11 protein-coding genes and 1 CRISPR repeat array are annotated in these 20,379 nt (G+C 41.5%); of the genes, 6 read left to right on the forward strand and 5 right to left on the reverse strand.

Translation table 11 applies throughout. The annotated features are described in order from the left end of the window. Window positions 1-50 precede the first annotated feature (50 nt). Window positions 51-755 (forward strand): Smr/MutS family protein, encoded by a 705-nt coding sequence (locus J500_RS06660; protein WP_004998495.1) that lies wholly within the window; start codon window positions 51-53, stop codon window positions 753-755. Window positions 756-765: 10 nt separating this feature from the next. Here the strand turns inward: J500_RS06660 and xdhC are convergent, their stop codons facing one another. From xdhC to xdhA, 3 genes are read right to left on the reverse strand one after another with little or no spacing between them, the layout of a single operon-like run. After that, window positions 766-1,743 (reverse strand): xanthine dehydrogenase accessory protein XdhC, encoded by a 978-nt coding sequence (xdhC, locus tag J500_RS06665; protein ID WP_171063842.1) that lies wholly within the window; start codon window positions 1,741-1,743, stop codon window positions 766-768. Between the two features lie 12 nt (window positions 1,744-1,755). Then, window positions 1,756-4,134 (reverse strand): xanthine dehydrogenase molybdopterin binding subunit, encoded by a 2,379-nt coding sequence (gene xdhB / locus J500_RS06670; protein WP_034698827.1) that lies wholly within the window; start codon window positions 4,132-4,134, stop codon window positions 1,756-1,758. A 2-nt stretch (window positions 4,135-4,136) separates the two neighbouring features. Further along, complete coding sequence (gene xdhA / locus J500_RS06675) at window positions 4,137-5,636, reverse strand: xanthine dehydrogenase small subunit (RefSeq protein WP_004998500.1); 1,500 nt, start codon at window positions 5,634-5,636, stop codon at window positions 4,137-4,139. Between the two features lie 359 nt (window positions 5,637-5,995). Here xdhA and folE point away from each other — a divergent pair, with 359 nt between their 5' ends. From folE to J500_RS06690, 3 genes are all read left to right on the forward strand, one after another. Then, complete coding sequence (gene folE / locus J500_RS06680) at window positions 5,996-6,544, forward strand: GTP cyclohydrolase I FolE (RefSeq protein WP_171063284.1); 549 nt, start codon at window positions 5,996-5,998, stop codon at window positions 6,542-6,544. 93 nt (window positions 6,545-6,637) lie between these two features. Next, window positions 6,638-7,189, forward strand: coding sequence for a VTT domain-containing protein (locus J500_RS06685; protein WP_004990072.1), 552 nt, complete (start codon window positions 6,638-6,640; stop codon window positions 7,187-7,189). Between the two features lie 287 nt (window positions 7,190-7,476). Beyond that, the gene (locus J500_RS06690; RefSeq protein WP_004998503.1) at window positions 7,477-8,694 is read left to right on the forward strand and encodes an MFS transporter; all 1,218 of its coding nucleotides are present in this window, start codon (window positions 7,477-7,479) and stop codon (window positions 8,692-8,694) included. Window positions 8,695-8,772: 78 nt separating this feature from the next. On the opposite strand, the gene J500_RS06695 is transcribed toward J500_RS06690, so the two are convergent. Together J500_RS06695 and hemE are read right to left on the reverse strand one after the other, a co-directional pair. Further along, window positions 8,773-9,612, reverse strand: a complete 840-nt coding sequence (locus J500_RS06695; protein WP_004998505.1) for a DUF817 family protein — start codon at window positions 9,610-9,612, stop codon at window positions 8,773-8,775. After that, complete coding sequence (gene hemE / locus J500_RS06700) at window positions 9,584-10,657, reverse strand: uroporphyrinogen decarboxylase (RefSeq protein WP_004998507.1); 1,074 nt, start codon at window positions 10,655-10,657, stop codon at window positions 9,584-9,586. The genes J500_RS06695 and hemE overlap by 29 nt, the downstream gene beginning before the upstream one ends. Window positions 10,658-10,861: 204 nt before the next feature. On the opposite strand from hemE, the gene J500_RS06705 reads away from it, so the two are divergent. Next, a complete protein-coding gene (locus tag J500_RS06705; RefSeq protein WP_004998510.1) occupies window positions 10,862-12,196 on the forward strand; it encodes a L,D-transpeptidase family protein in 1,335 nt (444 codons plus the stop codon). A 235-nt stretch (window positions 12,197-12,431) separates the two neighbouring features. Then, window positions 12,432-13,121: a pirin family protein gene (locus J500_RS06710; protein ID WP_004998511.1), complete on the forward strand. Its 690-nt coding sequence runs from the start codon at window positions 12,432-12,434 to the stop codon at window positions 13,119-13,121. 143 nt (window positions 13,122-13,264) lie between these two features. Next, a CRISPR array of direct repeats spans window positions 13,265-20,379; the repeat unit is 28 nt; unit sequence TTTCTAAGTGGCGTATGTCGCCATGAAC.

A 20,379-nucleotide genomic window follows, 5' to 3' on the forward strand; every position in this document is an offset into this window, starting at 1 on the left:
TACTATAATCATCGCAATATATTATTCTATTGTGATTTTCTATTTCAATCATGAGCAAACACGACACTTCCCTCTCCAAAGCCCAACAAGATTTGCTAAAACAGTTTAAAAAACAAATCTCAAATGGTCAGGAAACTTCAAGCAATAAGCAAGCATCAAACAAGCAGCCGATTTACAATGGGCCGCAAACTGAGCCAGAAGATGACAGCCAACTGTTTAGTAAAGCATTGCAAGGTGTAAAACCGATTGATCATGGCAATATCGCTGATACTAGGCTAAGTCGTAGTAAAAAAGTGGATGCACAAACCTTAGCGAAACGCGCAGCGGCAGAAGGCAGTGCTGACACTGAAATGACCGAAATTTCAGATACTCAAGCCATTTTAAATCCTGTTGCCAGTCAAGCCAGCCTGAGTTATCGCATTGCGACCTTACAGCATAAAGTCTTTGAAGACTTAAAAGCGGGTAAATTACGCTGGTTTGAAGCGGTTGATTTACATGGCTGTACCGTTGAGCAGGCTCGTTCAGCAGTCCTTGAGATTATTCAAATAGCAAAAGCCGAAAATCAAAATGTGATTAAAATTGTACATGGTAAAGGACCAGAAGCAATTTTAAAAACCTATGTGAATGGCTGGTTACGCCAGCATCGCGATGTATTGGCATTTGTCAGCGCACCAGAAAATCAAGGCGGTACAGGTGCGGTTTTGGTTTTACTTAAACGGGCAGAAAAGAATCCAAAATATGACGCACAGAAATGATTCCATTGCATCATTTCTGAATATTAAACACCTGTAGCAACTGTGCCACGACTGACACTGCAATGATTGCAGGTTGCTTGGAGCTAATCCCATCGATACCAATCGGGCAAACCAGAGATTCAAGTTGAGTTTGTGGATAACCCCGTGCACTCATGCGTTTTTCAAAAATCGCCCGTTTACTTTTTGAGCCAATCATTCCGACATAGGCAAAAGCTTGATCTGAAGGTTTCAACGCTTCAAAACACAATTGCAAATCTAACTGATGATCGTGGGTTAAAATCAAAATTGCCCCTGATCGATCAAAATGAGTAATTTCCGCTTCTGGCACATCAGTACTGATACACTTGACTTGATCCATTAAATCACGTGGAAAAATGTCGTCCCGATTATCCACCCAAGTGATCTGTACCCCGATCGGCAATAAACAGCGCACAATCGCCTCACCCACATGACCTGCACCAAAAATCATGACTTTCATAGCATAGGGTTGAATACTTTGAATCCATTGCCATCTGGAATCATCTTGCTGAAATTCACTGTTAGATGAAGCCGATGAATCATTTGCAATCGACCAAGTGGATGCCTGACCATCCGACACTGTCCTGATGATACTTTGACCCTTTTGCCATGCAGCCTGACAAGCAATCATTTCATCCTTAATGGCTTCTATTTTTTCAAATAACAGCCACATCACTCCGCCACAACATTGTCCTAAACGTGCACTAAGATTGAATCGTTCAATCCGTTGATGGCATGATTCAGAACTCAATAACATTTGTTTGGCAATATCGATCGCCTGAAACTCCAAATGTCCGCCACCGATAGTATCGGATTGCTGAATCTGTTGTTGCTGATCCAAATGAAGTAGCATGGTTGCCCCTACTTCTCGTGGGGTCGAACCATCTGCACGAAGCACAGTGACCAATACGACAGAAATATTTTGCTGCTGCCATTCGACCAAGTATCGCCACCACTGTAAATGCTGCATCATGATCAATGGTTAACGCAATTTAGGTTCTGGGCGATCCAGCAACGCATGACCTCGACCAATTGAAATCGCACGTAGAATTTCTTCTGCTGTCGCGGGCGCATTTAACTCAAGCGGTGCATCCTCTGGAATCGAAGCTTGTACGGCTTGGCGAATCGCAGAGAATACAGAAAGCCCTAACATAAACGGCGGCTCACCCACAGCTTTAGAGCGATAAATGGTATCGACAGCGTTTTGATTATCAAACAATTTGACATTAAAGACATGCGGAATATCGACGCTAGTCGGGATTTTATATGTCGACGGCGCATGGGTGAATAAGCGTCCTGCATGTGGCCCTTGCGGTTGCCAGTATAATTCCTCCGTGGTTAACCACCCCATGCCTTGTATAAAACCACCTTCAATCTGACCAATATCAATGGCTGGGTTAATCGAACGACCGACATCATGCAAAATATCAGTTCGTAATACTTTCATTTCCCCTGTCAAAGTATCAATCGCCACTTCGCTTACGGCAGCACCATAAGCGTAGTAGAAAAATGGACGACCTAAATGATTGACCTGATCATAATGAATTTCAGGGGTTTTATAAAAACCACTATCCCAAAGCTGCACCCGTGCCATATATGCGCGATTCACCAAGTCAGGAAATGTCCATGATTGCCCGTTACTTGTGGTCACCATATTATTTTCAAAGTGAATATTTTCTACATCGCTTTGACTTATTTCAGCCGCAAGTTTGGCTAGGCGTTCACGAATCTTGATACAGGCATTTTGTACGGCTTTACCATTTAAATCAGCACCACTTGATGCTGCGGTCGCTGAAGTATTCGGTACACGTGACGTATCCGTTGCAACCAAACGCACCTGATCAATCGCTAAACCAAGCTCATGTGCAGCCACCTGACGCACTTTGGTATATAAACCCTGCCCCATTTCTGTGCCACCATGGGTGATAGCAACTGTGCCATCCATATACACATAGACCAGTGCACCTGCTTGGTTATAATGCACCGCATTAAAGGAAATACCGAACATGAGTGGTGTCAGTGCAATTCCACGTTTAATAATTGCATTGTTTTGGTTAAATGCATCAATAGTTTTTTTTCGTTTAAAATATTGGCTACTTTCTAATAATTCTTCGACCATTTTCGGCGCAACATTATCTCGAACTTCTGCGCCATAATGCATATGGTCACGACCATTGCCAGGCTTTTCTGCAAAAAAGTTACGTTGACGCACCAAGACTGGATCGCATTTTAGATAACGGGCAATGTCGTCAATAATCACTTCAATGACAAACATGCCCTGTGGTCCACCAAAACCACGATAGGCTGTATTGGATACGGTATTGGTTTTACAACGTAAATTACGCAGTTGCACAGCATTTAGATAATACGCATTGCCAATATGACAAATCGCGCGCTCATTCACTGGACCTGATAAATCCGCAGAGAAACCACAATTCGATGCCAATTGAACTTTTAAACCCTGTAAAACTCCTAAATCGTCAAAAGCCACCGACCACTCATAGACAAAACCATGACGTTTACCCGTCGAGCTCATATCGTCATCACGGTCTAAACGAAGTTTGCATGGACGACCAGATTTCTGTGCTGCAAGAGAGGCAATACACGCCCATTGTGCCGACTGCGATTCCTTACCGCCAAAGCCACCGCCCATACGACGTGCCTCAACGCTGACCTGATGCATATTGAAACCTAATGCATGACAAATCAGTAATTGCATTTCGGTGGGATGCTGAGTCGAACAATAGACTTTGAGCGTGTGATCTTCTTGAGGAACAGCATACGAAATCTGCCCTTCTAGATAAAAATGCTCTTGTCCACCGAGTTCAATGGAACCAGAAAGTTGATGCGATGCAGTTTGAAAAGCCTGCTCAACCTCACCATGACTAAAATCGACGGGTGGCAGTACCCATGACTGCTGTTCAATCGCCTCTTGAATGCTTAGAATCGGGGTTTCAGGAGCATATTCAATTTGGGCTAAACGCACTGCTCTACGTGCCTGTTGATAGGTTTTAGCTGCCACCACAAACAACGCCTGACCATAAAATTCGACCTGATCTTTGGCAAAAATCGGATCGTCTTTGACAATCGGACCCCAATTGTTTTCAATGGTAACATCATCAGCCGTATACACGGCATAGACACCATCTGCCTGACGAACCGCGTTTAAGTCAAATTGTGTGATTTTACCTTTGGCACATTTGGAAAAACCGACTGCCAGATGTAAGGTATTTTCAAGCTCTGGCAAATCATCAATATAGGTCGCTTGCCCTGTAACATGTAAATGCGCACTTTCATGTGGAATCGATTGCCCTGCTTTGGCCGATGCTTTTAAACTCTTTAAGTCGATGGACTGATTCATTGTTATACCTCCACCAATGCGATTAAATCTTCAACTCGAGTAAGATTTTGCGCTTGAATTTTTTCTACATAAAACCGCTGTAAACAGTTCTGTGCCACTTGCAGTCGGTAAGCACTACTGGCTCGACCATCGCTCAACGGCTGATAATCCTGCGCTAATGCAATTTGTGCCTGTTCAAGTAATTCAGGAGTCATCACCTGACCCAACAAAACTTTTTCGGTATTGAACGCTCGTTTTGGAATCGCCGCCATACCACCAAACGCAATCTTAATGGTTTGAACCACTTTATTCTCATCTAACTCACAACTCAAGGCAGCACACACCGCCGAAATATCCTGTTCAAAACGCTTAGAAATTTTATAACTCGCAAATTTAAAAGTTTCAGATGGTTCACGAATTGGCACTAAAATCGCTTCAACAAATTCCCCCGCCTGCAAAGCTGTCTTTTGATAATCCAGATAAAAATCAGCTAAACTGATTTCACGAGTTTGCTCGCCACAGCGCAAGCGCAACATGGTATCCAGTGTGATTAAAGCAGGCATTGAATCACCAATGGGAGAACCATTGGCAATATTACCGCCTAAAGTCCCTGCATTTTTGATGGGCATGGAAGCAAAACGGCGCTGTAATTCAGAAAAATCTGGATAAATGTCAGATATTTTAGCCAATGCATCGCTTAAACTGACATTGGCACCAATCTCAAGTTGATCATTGCTTACTGTTATTTTCTTTAACTCTTCAACCTGACCAATATACAGCATATCGCCCAAGTTTCGACCAAGCTTCGTCACCCACAATCCGACATCGGTGCTACCTGCGACAATGCGTGCCTGTGGAAATTGCTGACGTAAACTTGCAAACTCCTGTAAGGTTTTAGGCGCAAAGAATTGCTGCCCCTGATAATTTAATTCTAAAGACGGTAAAGCGTGAATCTCCGTCAAAACTTTGATGACTTTTTCACGCTCTAATTGCACACGTGGATAATTATAAGCTTGTTGTGCGGCATCTAAAATTGGACGATAACCCGTACAGCGGCATAAATTCCCTGAAACATAATCGCTGACTTTTTCTTTATTGGGAGCATGTTGTTCATTTTCGTACATTGACCACAACGACATAATAAAGCCTGGGGTACAAAAGCCACATTGTGAGCCATGCTGCTCAATCATTGCTTGCTGCACAGGATGCATTTGACCTGTTGAAGCTGAAATGAGTTGCTGAAGATCTTCTACGGTGAAAAGGGCTTTACCATCTAAAGTGGGTAAAAACTGAATACAGGCATTGACACTGCGCAGTTGTAATTGATCATTCACCAACTCTCCAATGACCACCGTACATGCCCCACAGTCGCCCTCTGCACAGCCTTCTTTGGTTCCAGTTTGGCGCGTTTTCTCAGCCGAAACATATTCACGTAAATATTGTAAAACGGTCGTGGTTGGTGCAAGCATTTCAATTTGCTGGCATTGTCCTCGGAAATAAAACGTGATGGGACGTGCTGACATTTTCTATCCTTTTTACTTCTGCATCCAGATACTCAAAGATGAGCAAATAAAATGCCACATTGAATGTGATGACTTGGTTTTTGCAGTTGTAAATAACCGATATAAGAGTTTAGATATATCTTTAAAATCAACTATAAACAGCCAAACTATTATTCTTTTTTAGCAGATTTTTATCACAAAATGAGGAGAAAATTAGCATTTGATGAAATATCAGCCACAATAAAACTGAATTTTATTCAGCTTTTCTATATTAAGCACCATCTGAATAAATATCCTGCAAAGTTACATGACCCACTTGATCGGTTTTCTGATACAATGCCGAGCTTGTTTAATAGAGTAAGCCTATACGTCTTATGTCAATGCAGCAATCCTATGCAAATATTCTGACCGCAGTGGGTGAGGATTTAAATCGTCCTGGGCTTAAAGATACGCCTATTCGAGCTGCCAAGGCATTTTCTTTTTTGACCTCTGGCTATGGCAAAACACTGGAAGAAGTCACCAATAGTGCGGTTTTTCCATCAGATAACCATGAAATGGTGTTGGTTAAGAATATTGAATTTTATTCTTTATGCGAACATCATCTTTTGCCATTTTACGGACGTGTGCATATCGCCTACTTACCTGAGGGTAAAGTCTTAGGATTATCTAAATTTGCCCGTATTACTGAAATGTTTGCGCGTCGCTTACAGATTCAGGAAAATCTGACGCAGCAAATTGCAGAGGCTGTATTGGAAGTAACACAAGCACGTGGCGTTGCTGTCATGATTGATTCAGCACATATGTGTATGATGATGCGTGGCGTAGGTAAACAGGAATCGACGACGCGTACTGTGTCTTTTTTAGGTGACTTTAAAACCGATAAAGAAGTTCGTCGTGAATTTTTAAGTGCTGTACCTGAAAGTTATTAACTTTCTGCCAAAATTTTAAATTATCAGCCAGACAATTACATAAAGTCTGGCGATTATTGACATTAACGAAGTAATAATGAAGGTAGATCGTTAGTGGAATTTTTCGATTTTTTACTCAGTTTTGAACATTATCTGCCTATTTTGATTCAACAATATGGGTTATGGATTTATGCCCTGCTCTTTTTGATTATCTTTTGTGAAACGGCTTTTGTTTTCATGTTTTTTTTGCCTGGTGATAGTCTACTTCTTGCGGTTGGTGCGCTTTGTTCAACCATCCCCATGATGAATCTTGGTTTTATCATCATCTTGCTTTCTATCGCAGCCACACTTGGTTATATGGTGAATTATCATATTGGTCGTCGTATGGGAGTGCGTATTTTTGAAATCAAATCACGCTTGATTAAACACGAACATTTATTAAAAACTCATGATTACTTTAAACGACATGGTGCTTTGACCATTTTAGTCGCTCGTTTTATCCCATTTGTACGTTCTTTTGCACCTTTTGCAGCGGGTTCGAGTGGCATGAATTATAGTGTGTTCTCCTTGTATAACATTGTCGGGGCTTTTATCTGGATTGCCTTGTTGGTAACCGCAGGTTATTTACTTGGTCATACCGTGATGTTTATCGGTGATATTGAATAGATTTCTATCATCAGTCCGTTTTATTTTTTCCGATGCGAGAAAACTAAAAAGGCTCTAAAAGTTATCAAAGATAATCTAATCTCCATTGAATAACGATGATTTGATTTATAAAAAATCAGCTTGATCATTGCTGTAAAACATGGGATATTCTGCCAAAGCGTTAGCAGGTCATTCATGGCCTGACTAAAATCGTAAGCGTTCACGTTATCCAACGCATCTGTTCCAGTATTTTTAATAATGGAAGTGGATGCACGTGTCTATACGGTATCCCTTCCATGGAGTACCAAATGACACAGTCTAATCAAAATATGACCATGACAGCACCCTCCTCGTTAGATAACGATACTAAAACGCTTTACCCTTTAGTGATCGCGCTTTTTCTTTCTTATCTCACTATCTCCGCGCCTCTTGCAGTGATTCCACTGTATGTGCATGACAGTTTAAAATTCAATAATTTTTGGGTGGGTATCGCTGTTGGTACACAATTTGTAGCCACAGTTTTGACACGCCCTTATGCAGGTCGTATTGCCGATCAAATCAGCGCAAAACGCGCGACTTTGCAAGGTATGGCATCTTTATTAATTGCAGGATGTATTTATATTCTGGCTTTTTTTGCACCTGTTTCGATGATATTCAAGTTTGTGATCCTACTGCTCGGACGTTTGGTTCATGGTTATGCAGAAAGTTTACTGGTCAGCGGACATTTAACTTGGGGACTTGGCTTAGTCGGACAAGCACGTGCGGGAAAATTACTATCCTTTACAGGCATGGCCATGTTTGGCGCTTTGGCCGCAGGCGCGCCCTTGGGACTCTGGTTATATGAAAGCTTTGGATTTTATGCGGTTGCTTTGCTTCTAATCAGTTTACCCCTTGTCTCTTTGCTAATTGATATTTTTATCCGAGCGACTCAACCGCATACGGGTACCTATCCACCACTCAAACAGGTCATTCAATACGTTTGGCGTTTTGGTCTGGTATTAGCTTTACAAGGTGTCGGTTTTGCCTGTATTGGCACATTTGTCGCCCTTTATTTTAAAGAGCAACAATGGGCCTATGCAGGTTATGCACTGACCTTTTTTGGTTTGGCTTTTGTGGCTGTGCGGATTTTCTGTGGACATTTAACCGACAAAGTTTCGGGCTTTAAACTGGTTAAATATTCATTAATCATTGAAGCCATTGGCCTATTTTTATTATTTATATCACCACGTGTGGAAATTGCATTAATCGGTGCAGTAGTGACTGGCGCAGGATGTTCTTTAATTTATCCAGCTTTAGGAGTCGAGCTGATTAAAGGCGCGCCTGCTCAAATTCGTGGTACGGCAATGGGCGTGTTTTCAGCCTGTCAGGATATTGCCTATGCCATTTATGCCCCTGTATTTGGACTAGTTGCCCTTTATCTGGGCTATCCATCGGTCTTTATCACAGCTGCATTTTGCGCATTATTAGGTTGTCTCATCAATATTTATACGCGAAAGTTTGCACTGCAAACACGAATTAACCCATAAAATTTGGGCACTAACGTGCCCTATCATTTTCAAAATTGCTATAAAACGCTTTTGGAAAATCCAAGATAACTTTGTATTTTATTGAAATTCGTTTAGTTTCCAACGGCCATTATGACTTCGATTTCCCAGTATTTTTAACACCAAAACCAAACTTAACAACAATAATAAATACCACGATCCAAGTTTGCCCCAACCCACCATATGCCAAGCATTCACCTGACTTGGATAGAGCCAGATTTTATAAAAAGTACTAATGTTTTCAGCAATCCAAATGATAAATGCCAAGACTAAAAGTACAGGTAACATGGGGAGTTGAAAGGCTCTTGCAGATAAACAAAAAGTTAATCGGGTTTTCCAGAAAATGACGACACTCCAAAGGAATAAGGCATAACGCAGATCTGGAATAAAAAATTTGCTCATAAAATTGATATATGAACATAACGCCAATGCCAGCATATTGCCAAAACGAGGCAAAGCCTCAAATGAGATATGATATAGACGTAAGGAACGAGCAAAAAAACTTCCGACTGCTGAATACATAAATCCAGCAAAAAGTGGCACTGTCCAAAGTTTAAATATAGCAGGCTGAGGATATTGCCATGAAGCGATCGCGGGATGCGTCAGAAAAATCTCCATCACCATCGCCATGATATGAAACAAAGCAATCACCTTGGCCTCAGCCCAAGATTCAAGTTTTAAGTAAAGTAAACAAGCTTGAATTGCCAAGGCATAAAAAAGCAAATAGTCATAACGATAAAAGCCAAGATAGTCATGACTGCCCATCGGTGCAGTAAACACAAATGCGAGCAGTAATAAAATACCAAACAAGGCAGCCGAAGCTGCCTTAAAACAAAATTGAGAAACGAGTTTCAGAACGTACACAAAAACCTTATCCCAAGTATTTGGCGCTATATTCATGTACGGTATCAACAAAAATTTTCGGTTGAGCAGGATCTACCCATTGCGTGATGCCATGTCCAAGATTTGCTACATAACCTGTTGTTTCACCATTGGCATAGGCATCGTCCAGCATGGCTTTGACAGATTTTTCAATGGATGCTCTAGAGCCATACAATACCGCAGGATCCAGATTGCCCTGCACTGCAGCACGACCTGCAATACTTTGACGCGCAACATTTAACGGAGTTGTCCAATCCAGTCCAAGCGCATCAGCACCTGTCGCAATCATGGGTTCTAACCATTGACCACCACCTTTGGTAAATAAAATCACTGGAATACGACGACCGTCTTTTTCACGTTGTAAACCCGCGACGATTTTTTGCATATAGTTGAGTGAAAATTCAATATATTCACGGTGTGCCAACGCACCGCCCCAGCTATCAAAAATTTGAATCGCTTGAGCGCCTGCATCAATCTGCGCATTTAAATAATCAATCACCGCTACAGCCAGTCGATCAAGCAATGCATGCAAAACTTCTGGCTGCGCATACAGCATATGTTTGGTATGGCGAAAGTCTTTACTCGAACCGCCTTCAACCATATAAGTGGCCAGTGTCCACGGGCTACCTGAAAAACCAATCAAAGGAACCTGACCACCCAATGCAGAACGAATAGTCGAAACTGCATTCATGACGTAATCCAGATCGGACTTGGCATTGAAGTTAGGTAAATTTAAAACATCTTGTTCAGTACGAATGGTCTTTTTAAACTTTGGCCCTTCACCCGTTTCAAAATAAAGCCCCAAACCCAATGCATCTGGTACGGTTAAAATATCTGAAAATAAAATAGCCGCGTCTAAATCATATCGACGTAAAGGCTGCAAAGTCACTTCACAGGCAAAATCAGTATTTTTACATAATGATAAAAAATCACCCGCTTTACCGCGCGTTTCGCGGTACTCAGGTAAATAACGACCTGCTTGTCGCATCATCCATACAGGTGTGGTGTCCACAGGTTCACGCAATAAAGCACGTAGAAAACGATCATTTTTTAAGGTCGTCATTTACTTTCTCTATCTCAATTTTTATTGCATGCATCATAACAAAAAGGTTTGCGATTTAATAACTTCTCTGTGCGATAAAATCCAGATTAGGCAAGATAAAATTGGATAACTACACAAAAGAACTACTGCATCGTGATGTATTTTCTGTAATACTTACTCCGTTTTCTGTCCTAACTATATGAATAATTCTTAAGGTTGAATTACATGTTTGTTCGCTCTTTGCTCGCTTTGAGTCTAACTTGTATTATGACTGGCACAGCGTTTGCTGCACCTACGGCCGAGCAACCGTTAAATCCAAAAGTGATCCGCACTCAATCTGTTCAAGATCCGATTGATCCACTTGCCATTGAACGTAAGCCTCTCTCTCAAAATACATCTTCAGCATCTAGTCCTGTTTCGTCACCTGTGACAAATTCTGCTTCAGCTCCTGCTGCAAATGTTGCGGCTACATCTAGCCCAGCAAGTTCAGATCAGGCACAAGTCAGTGCTCAAGAAGAACATGATCTGAATCAGGCCTCTGCAACATTGCAAAACCTTGAAAGCAGCGAAACGAAAAATGCTGATACAGGCGTTGCACCTACCACTGCTCAAAAAGCAGCAGCCACGACAACTGCTGCAAAAACTCAGGTAGGTAAAGCATCTTGGACACTTGACGGTCTAAATAATGCTGACTGGTATGAAAATATCGGACGTGGTCAATTTCCAGTCTATGCGCGTGCGCAAGTCATGCTGAATAATACCCATGCGTCTCCAGGTGCAATCGACGGCACAAGTGGTATGAATACACTGAAAGCTCTTTCTTCTTTTCAGCAAATGAATGGTTTAAAACCAACAGGTGAGCTGACCAAAGAAACGTGGGATGCCTTGGTCGCCAAGCAAAACAAACCCGCTTTTGTAGAATACACCTTGACAGCAGAAGACTTAAAAGGTCCTTATGCTGCATCTATTCCCCATGATTATGCACTACAGGCCAAAATGAAAGGTTTGTACTACACTCGTGTTACAGAAATGTTGGGTGAAAAATTCCATATGGATGAAGACTTTTTGAAAAAGTTAAATCCGAAGGCAAGCTTTAAAAAAGAAGGTGAAAAGATTATTGTCGCCAATGTGCGTAATGATCTTCCAGAAGATATTCATCTGATCATTGCGCATAAAGGTGCACGTCAGTTATATCTATTTAACAGCCGCAACCAAATGATTGCTTCATTTCCTGCAACCATTGGCAGTAGTGATACGCCATCTCCAACAGGTACTTATAAGGTAGTGGGTGTTGCTCGTAACCCTTGGTATAGCTATTCACCAAGTAACTTCGTTCAAGGCAATAACTTAAAACCATTGTCTCTGCCACCTGGTCCAAATGCCCCTGTAGGTAATATCTGGATCGGTTTAAGTAAAAAATCTTTTGGTATTCATGGGACACCAAACCCATCTGCGATTTCCAAAACAGCATCACATGGTTGTATTCGTCTAACCAACTGGGATGCCAATGATTTGGGCAATAAAGTCAGCAGCGGTGTAACTGTTAAATTCCTTGAATAAAATCAATTAGCTTTTTCAAAGCCTGCATCTAAATGCGGGCTTTTTTATATTCCACTTTTATAGTTATCAATTATTTTGATACTTTTTATTGTTCTATTATTTTTACTAATTATAAAAATATCATAAAATCATTTCACAAATAGAACAATTTGTTCCAATACTGGTGTTTTTACTTTGCTGAGGGATTGCTACGATGTGTTCATGAAGTAATACATAAGAATTTGGGAGGTGCAGAGTGAATGCATATCTACATCGTAGTGAAAACCGTGGTCATGTCAAAGCAGATTGGTTAAACACCTACCATAGCTTTTCATTTGGAAGCTGGTATGATCCAAAATATATGGGTTTTGGTCCACTTCGTGTGATTAATGACGATACGATTGCTGCACATAATGGTTTTGGTACTCATCCACATGACAATATGGAAATCTTGACTTATGTCACCGATGGTCGCCTGAGCCACCGTGATACGATGGGTAATGAAGAACATATCACCGCAGGTGAATGGCAGTTGATGAGTGCGGGTACGGGTGTTGCGCATAGTGAGTTCAATAATAGTGATGAGCCAGTGCATCTGTTTCAAATCTGGATTCATCCAAATGTACGCGATGCTGAACCAACGTATCAACAAATCAAACTTGATCCGAGTGAACAGCCAAATCAATGGCACTTGATTGCAGGACCAAATGATAATGCTGCTATGCATATTCGCCAAAATGCAGAAGTGAAAGCGGCTGTGTTAGAATCTGGTAAAACACTTGAGATTGCTGCAACTCAAAAACACAATTATGTGCATGTGATTAAAGGTCAAATTATGATTGAGAATCAAATTGTTAAAGCAGGTGATGCTTTATTGTTTGATGAGAAAACTACGATTCATGCACTTGAAGATAGTGAAATGATCTGGTTCGATTTACCAGCATAATCTTATTAACCTAACGCACTGTTTCGCCAGAAGCAGTTCGTTTTTGTTTATATTATTTCTTTTTAACTCATTTTTACGGGCGATTAGATTCCATATTCTACTCTCGTGAATCAATCAGCTTAAGCTCTTACACATCGTTTGCATTTCTAAATGGCGTATGTCGCCATGAACTGAAATGGGATGGTCGAACTGTTTATGTTAAATTTCTAAGTGGCGTATGTCGCCATGAACATTTAATTCGTGGCGGCGTGTTTGGTCTTGCTTTTCTAAGTGGCGTATGTCGCCATGAACTTTCAGCAGTTGCTGGTGTCAATGCGGCTAGCTTTCTAAGTGGCGTATGTCGCCATGAACAACTCCATCTTATAAATTCGAATTCAAATTTATTTCTAAGTGGCGTATGTCGCCATGAACTCGAAGTTAAAGCTTATAAAGTTGACCAATATTTTCTAAGTGGCGTATGTCGCCATGAACGTACAGGTACTTATTGCGAACGTCCCCCGACATTTCTAAGTGGCGTATGTCGCCATGAACCTTTTTCAGGCTCAGGCGCTTTTTCTTTGGATTTTCTAAGTGGCGTATGTCGCCATGAACTTAGATCACTACAGTCAATTTCATTATCTTCATTTCTAAGTGGCGTATGTCGCCATGAACCCGTATATTGGGGTTGATTAGGACTGTTGTATTTTCTAAGTGGCGTATGTCGCCATGAACTGAAATGAAATACTTTTATTAACATTGCCAAATTTCTAAGTGGCGTATGTCGCCATGAACTTGCTAAAAACGGAAATAGTAATTCTGGAACTTTTCTAAGTGGCGTATGTCGCCATGAACAAAAAGACAACAAAATATGTTTTCAATGCAATTTTCTAAGTGGCGTATGTCGCCATGAACTGCATGTGTTTTTCGACTAAACGCCGAATATGTTTCTAAGTGGCGTATGTCGCCATGAACACACCTGCAATGATGAATGCAGCACCTAAATATTTCTAAGTGGCGTATGTCGCCATGAACGGGTTGGTATCATTTTTGGTTTGATCTTCTCATTTCTAAGTGGCGTATGTCGCCATGAACTTTATAAGCGTAGAGATGATTTGCTCGCATGTTTTCTAAGTGGCGTATGTCGCCATGAACCATCTTTAAAATCTGTACACTTGTTAGCGCACTTTCTAAATGGCGTATGTCGCCATGAACTGGCAGATCGACAATGAAAAATGCATTGTCGTTTTCTAAGTGGCGTATGTCGCCATGAACGTGGCGATGGTTCAGGAACTGGTACTGGAACATTTCTAAGTGGCGTATGTCGCCATGAACCAGGTTCGAATGGAGGTACATCTGGTACTGGTTTTCTAAGTGGCGTATGTCGCCATGAACGGTTTCCTGTCTCAAAAGTCATTGAAGGGATTTTTCTAAGTGGCGTATGTCGCCATGAACGGCGGTACTGCTGCTGAGGTTATTCAATACATTTTCTAAGTGGCGTATGTCGCCATGAACTTGTCTGGGCGAGTTCTGCATTACGTTTTTCATTTCTAAGTGGCGTATGTCGCCATGAACAAACTGACTTTCTCTAATACAGCATGTGTTCATTTCTAAGTGGCGTATGTCGCCATGAACCTAAACGCCGAATATGTGTATGTATAAACATCTTTCTAAGTGGCGTATGTCGCCATGAACTCTAGTATCTAGATTTTCAGAAAAAGGGACAATTTCTAAGTGGCGTATGTCGCCATGAACCATAATCAGTCTTGAGCAAGGGTGATAAATTATTTCTAAGTGGCGTATGTCGCCATGAACCGTATGGGTCTATGTAGTGAAGATTTGTGGTATTTCTAAGTGGCGTATGTCGCCATGAACATTCAAATGTGTGTATTTTCGCTGTGGCATCATTTCTAAGTGGCGTATGTCGCCATGAACCACGATGCACGTTCCAAAGGTATTCCTATTGCTTTCTAAGTGGCGTATGTCGCCATGAACAAGAAGAGTATCGTGAATACCTAAGTACAGTTTTTCTAAGTGGCGTATGTCGCCATGAACATAAATTCGCTTGAGTTGGTCAATAAACTTGGTTTTCTAAGTGGCGTATGTCGCCATGAACGGGTAATCTTGATTTAAGTCAAAGCACAGATCTTTCTAAGTGGCGTATGTCGCCATGAACAGGTATCGAATTTACGTTTCATGATTTGCGCATTTCTAAGTGGCGTATGTCGCCATGAACAATATGTTCCAGTGCAATTATTTTTTACATCCTTTCTAAGTGGCGTATGTCGCCATGAACAATCCAACAATCCAGAAGTCCGTTTAGCTAAATTTCTAAGTGGCGTATGTCGCCATGAACTCAATAGTCCCGTGAGCGCTCCACCAGCAAGTTTTCTAAGTGGCGTATGTCGCCATGAACTCTGCCCGTGCAACACTTTTAGCATTTGCAACTTTCTAAGTGGCGTATGTCGCCATGAACCCGATGCCAAAACGTCAGGATTCAATTTGTTATTTCTAAGTGGCGTATGTCGCCATGAACTCAACAGTTTGAATATCTGGATTAATGGCTGCTTTCTAAGTGGCGTATGTCGCCATGAACAAAAGTTACAACAGCAACTTTCCATGAAGTCATTTTCTAAGTGGCGTATGTCGCCATGAACTCAATGCGCTACTTTATACTGATGGAGCGACATTTCTAAGTGGCGTATGTCGCCATGAACCTGGATTCAAGCAACAAATCTCTGATGCTTTATTTCTAAGTGGCGTATGTCGCCATGAACTATCATCAGCAGTTTCGGCAGTATGATGACATTTTCTAAGTGGCGTATGTCGCCATGAACTTTTGGTCGAATCTACGGTAGAACATATTTTCTTTCTAAGTGGCGTATGTCGCCATGAACAAGTCAAACTCAAACTCTAAGTTAAATTTGCATTTTCTAAGTGGCGTATGTCGCCATGAACTTACCGAGTACAGGAACGTATGTTCCTACGCATTTCTAAGTGGCGTATGTCGCCATGAACCAACAGGGTACTATTTTGCCGTATGTCTCTCATTTCTAAGTGGCGTATGTCGCCATGAACGCGTCTAGTCGAAAAACATATGCATTTGCAACTTTCTAAGTGGCGTATGTCGCCATGAACTTAATAAAGTTGCTGAATTATCAACTGTGGGTTTTCTAAGTGGCGTATGTCGCCATGAACAGACTTGACCCCATGCACGTTTGATTGCGAAATTTCTAAGTGGCGTATGTCGCCATGAACTATTCTCTTTGGATTAATAGGCTTCGCTGTTTTTTCTAAGTGGCGTATGTCGCCATGAACTTGAGGGGCAATGTAATAACAAGGATCCTTATTTTCTAAGTGGCGTATGTCGCCATGAACATTCCTGATAATCGGAATTTATTCCGAAAAATCTTTCTAAGTGGCGTATGTCGCCATGAACGGTCTTTATTGTTACATTGACCTTCCTTGAGTTTTCTAAGTGGCGTATGTCGCCATGAACCAATAGAGAAAATATTTGAGGAACTCAATAGATTTCTAAGTGGCGTATGTCGCCATGAACAACACCGCCTTTTTTCATGATTTCGGAAACTTTTTCTAAGTGGCGTATGTCGCCATGAACAACGGAGGTGGACAATCATCGCATTCCTTTAGTTTCTAAGTGGCGTATGTCGCCATGAACCTATCGAAGCAATGGAACTTATTGCTTCTTATTTTCTAAGTGGCGTATGTCGCCATGAACCATTAATTGGATAACCAACCTCGGGACATTCATTTCTAAGTGGCGTATGTCGCCATGAACTTGGAAGCTAAAGCAACTTTCAACTGGGGCATTTTCTAAGTGGCGTATGTCGCCATGAACATTCTGTTCAAATATTTTTTGGATACGTTCTTTTTCTAAGTGGCGTATGTCGCCATGAACCATAAACATTATGACCTTGGAGCAATTTAAGCTTTCTAAGTGGCGTATGTCGCCATGAACTTTCATTGAATGTGTGAAAGTTTCTCCAGTAATTTCTAAGTGGCGTATGTCGCCATGAACAAATTCGCCTTTGATCAGTTGGGTCAAGCGTTTTTCTAAGTGGCGTATGTCGCCATGAACGAGTTCGTATAATGCAGATTGATGTTAAATGCTTTCTAAGTGGCGTATGTCGCCATGAACATGGTGATGGTGACGGCTCTGGTAGCGGTTCATTTCTAAGTGGCGTATGTCGCCATGAACATCTATTAGGTAAATCTTATTCATTTTCCTATTTTCTAAGTGGCGTATGTCGCCATGAACCTTTTTCGCCACTTGTATATGACGTTGAAAAATTTCTAAGTGGCGTATGTCGCCATGAACATTTAGCAGATATTGGATCAATTCATACCATTTTTCTAAGTGGCGTATGTCGCCATGAACTTTAGCCAACATGTTCATTTGATTTCCTTTATTTTCTAAGTGGCGTATGTCGCCATGAACAAATTACCAACCGCAGCATCAACTTTTACTGATTTCTAAGTGGCGTATGTCGCCATGAACTTTTATAATAAAAAAACCTGATAAAATTATCATTTCTAAGTGGCGTATGTCGCCATGAACATAAGAATCAAGGGGCTTATCAAATGGCGGTGTTTTCTAAGTGGCGTATGTCGCCATGAACTAAACCTGAATTATTCAAGCGGTGATCGTGACTTTCTAAGTGGCGTATGTCGCCATGAACTGCTTATTTCGCTGCTGCATACATCATTTTAGTTTCTAAGTGGCGTATGTCGCCATGAACTGCAAGCTGTGTAAGCTCATCATTCGACAAATTTTCTAAGTGGCGTATGTCGCCATGAACTGGAAGATGGGGTTGTTACACCAGACGAATTGTTTCTAAGTGGCGTATGTCGCCATGAACATCAGCTTGGTTTCTTGGATGCCAATCGTCTTTTTCTAAGTGGCGTATGTCGCCATGAACACAGGCATTATTTGTGGTGATGGTCGAAGTATTTTCTAAGTGGCGTATGTCGCCATGAACCCCATCTTCCAAAATGTCATGAACATGCTTATTTTCTAAGTGGCGTATGTCGCCATGAACAAAGATAATTAAAGGGCAGGCCCTCAGATTGATTTCTAAGTGGCGTATGTCGCCATGAACAGCTTGATGTGGATGGTGTAACGTACAAAGTATTTCTAAGTGGCGTATGTCGCCATGAACTTGAGTCTCTACTTCATCTCAATATTCACAATTTTCTAAGTGGCGTATGTCGCCATGAACATTCCTGCGATTTCAGACTTGACCGACGCATATTTCTAAGTGGCGTATGTCGCCATGAACAGAGAAGCACAGTGCATCACTCAGAACTGCGATTTCTAAGTGGCGTATGTCGCCATGAACGCCTTTCTTTTGCGCTCGTACTAAATAATCCTTTTCTAAGTGGCGTATGTCGCCATGAACGCCCCACTGTTTGTTCGGCTTTGGATGGGTCGTTTCTAAGTGGCGTATGTCGCCATGAACTTATATGAAGCCCCTACGCCGTCCAAAGTGAATTTCTAAGTGGCGTATGTCGCCATGAACATTAATTTTGAAATTCCATGCACTCGTTTTGGTTTTCTAAGTGGCGTATGTCGCCATGAACCAATATTTGCCGTTTCATATTTCTAAATGTGATTTCTAAGTGGCGTATGTCGCCATGAACCACTAAAACAGGATCATGCTTTGAGGTTCTTTTTTCTAAGTGGCGTATGTCGCCATGAACGTCATTTTATTTTCCTGATTTATTGGGAATGATTTCTAAGTGGCGTATGTCGCCATGAACCTAAGTTGCGTCTAGCTATTGCTGGTCCAACTTTTCTAAGTGGCGTATGTCGCCATGAACTTAATTGCCCTTGTGTCAGTTCTGGCGCATAATTTCTAAGTGGCGTATGTCGCCATGAACTAGGTGTAGTAAAAGATGTTGTTTGGGTTGATTTTCTAAGTGGCGTATGTCGCCATGAACTTAGTATAAGCAACGCGCACCTTATTTTTAGTTTTCTAAGTGGCGTATGTCGCCATGAACTTTGAATGTAGTCTTGTCCTGCCTGTGTTCGTTTTCTAAGTGGCGTATGTCGCCATGAACACTATTCATTGTTTATGACTGCCGCAATGCAATTTCTAAGTGGCGTATGTCGCCATGAACAAACAGACATTGAATCCTCACCGTTTTTAACATTTCTAAGTGGCGTATGTCGCCATGAACACGGACTACTGCTTAAACAATGGCTTTTGTCTTTTCTAAGTGGCGTATGTCGCCATGAACTAAGCAAAACCAAGCTGAGGAGTCTAAGTAATTTTCTAAGTGGCGTATGTCGCCATGAACTTAATGAAGAGTGCATTGTTCTTAGTCCATGTTTTCTAAGTGGCGTATGTCGCCATGAACAGTACATCATGATCTTAAAATTTGGCTCAAAATTTCTAAGTGGCGTATGTCGCCATGAACTAACCATCTCAAATTCAATTTCAGCTTCGAGCTTTCTAAGTGGCGTATGTCGCCATGAACGCTGAAACATAAGAATAAATGTATTGATTTGTTTTCTAAGTGGCGTATGTCGCCATGAACAAGAGGGTCAATGCAATAATAAAGATCCTTATTTTCTAAGTGGCGTATGTCGCCATGAACCAAATGCTGCGGTAGATGTATCGGGTGTTGTATTTCTAAGTGGCGTATGTCGCCATGAACAATTACGTGTTGAAAGATCAGCATGACAAACTTTTCTAAGTGGCGTATGTCGCCATGAACCACTTGTTCTGATCCATTAGCTTTCCCTAAGCTTTCTAAGTGGCGTATGTCGCCATGAACAGCAGGCAAGCGGATGGTTTGGTCATTTTTGTATTTCTAAGTGGCGTATGTCGCCATGAACGGATAAGTCAATCACTAACTCGGAATTTGATTTTTCTAAGTGGCGTATGTCGCCATGAACACTATTCATTGTTTATGACTGCCGCAATGCAATTTCTAAGTGGCGTATGTCGCCATGAACGCAGGCAAGCGGATGGTTTGGTCATTTTTGTATTTCTAAGTGGCGTATGTCGCCATGAACGAGAATCATGAGGCTGGTCAAGAGTTTGATCATTTCTAAGTGGCGTATGTCGCCATGAACGCTGAACTGCTTGTGTTGCACGTTCAGCCACATTTCTAAGTGGCGTATGTCGCCATGAACTATTTCTATTTATATTGGTTATCGCATAATTATTTCTAAGTGGCGTATGTCGCCATGAACATTGTCCAGTCGATAATAGTCTTGATCTATTATTTCTAAGTGGCGTATGTCGCCATGAAC

Origin of the sequence: Acinetobacter sp. 479375, assembly GCF_000581715.1 — a bacterium.
Taxonomy (GTDB): domain Bacteria; phylum Pseudomonadota; class Gammaproteobacteria; order Pseudomonadales; family Moraxellaceae; genus Acinetobacter; species Acinetobacter ursingii.

Coding starts and splice junctions, on each gene's coding strand:
- J500_RS06660 (WP_004998495.1), top strand. CDS start 51: ATGAGCAAACACGACACTTCCCTCTCCAAAGCCCAACAAGATTTGCTA.
- xdhC (WP_171063842.1), bottom strand. CDS start 1,743: ATGCAGCATTTACAGTGGTGGCGATACTTGGTCGAATGGCAGCAGCAA.
- xdhB (WP_034698827.1), bottom strand. CDS start 4,134: ATGAATCAGTCCATCGACTTAAAGAGTTTAAAAGCATCGGCCAAAGCA.
- xdhA (WP_004998500.1), bottom strand. CDS start 5,636: ATGTCAGCACGTCCCATCACGTTTTATTTCCGAGGACAATGCCAGCAA.
- folE (WP_171063284.1), top strand. CDS start 5,996: ATGCAGCAATCCTATGCAAATATTCTGACCGCAGTGGGTGAGGATTTA.
- J500_RS06690 (WP_004998503.1), top strand. CDS start 7,477: ATGACACAGTCTAATCAAAATATGACCATGACAGCACCCTCCTCGTTA.
- J500_RS06695 (WP_004998505.1), bottom strand. CDS start 9,612: ATGAATATAGCGCCAAATACTTGGGATAAGGTTTTTGTGTACGTTCTG.
- hemE (WP_004998507.1), bottom strand. CDS start 10,657: ATGACGACCTTAAAAAATGATCGTTTTCTACGTGCTTTATTGCGTGAA.
- J500_RS06705 (WP_004998510.1), top strand. CDS start 10,862: ATGTTTGTTCGCTCTTTGCTCGCTTTGAGTCTAACTTGTATTATGACT.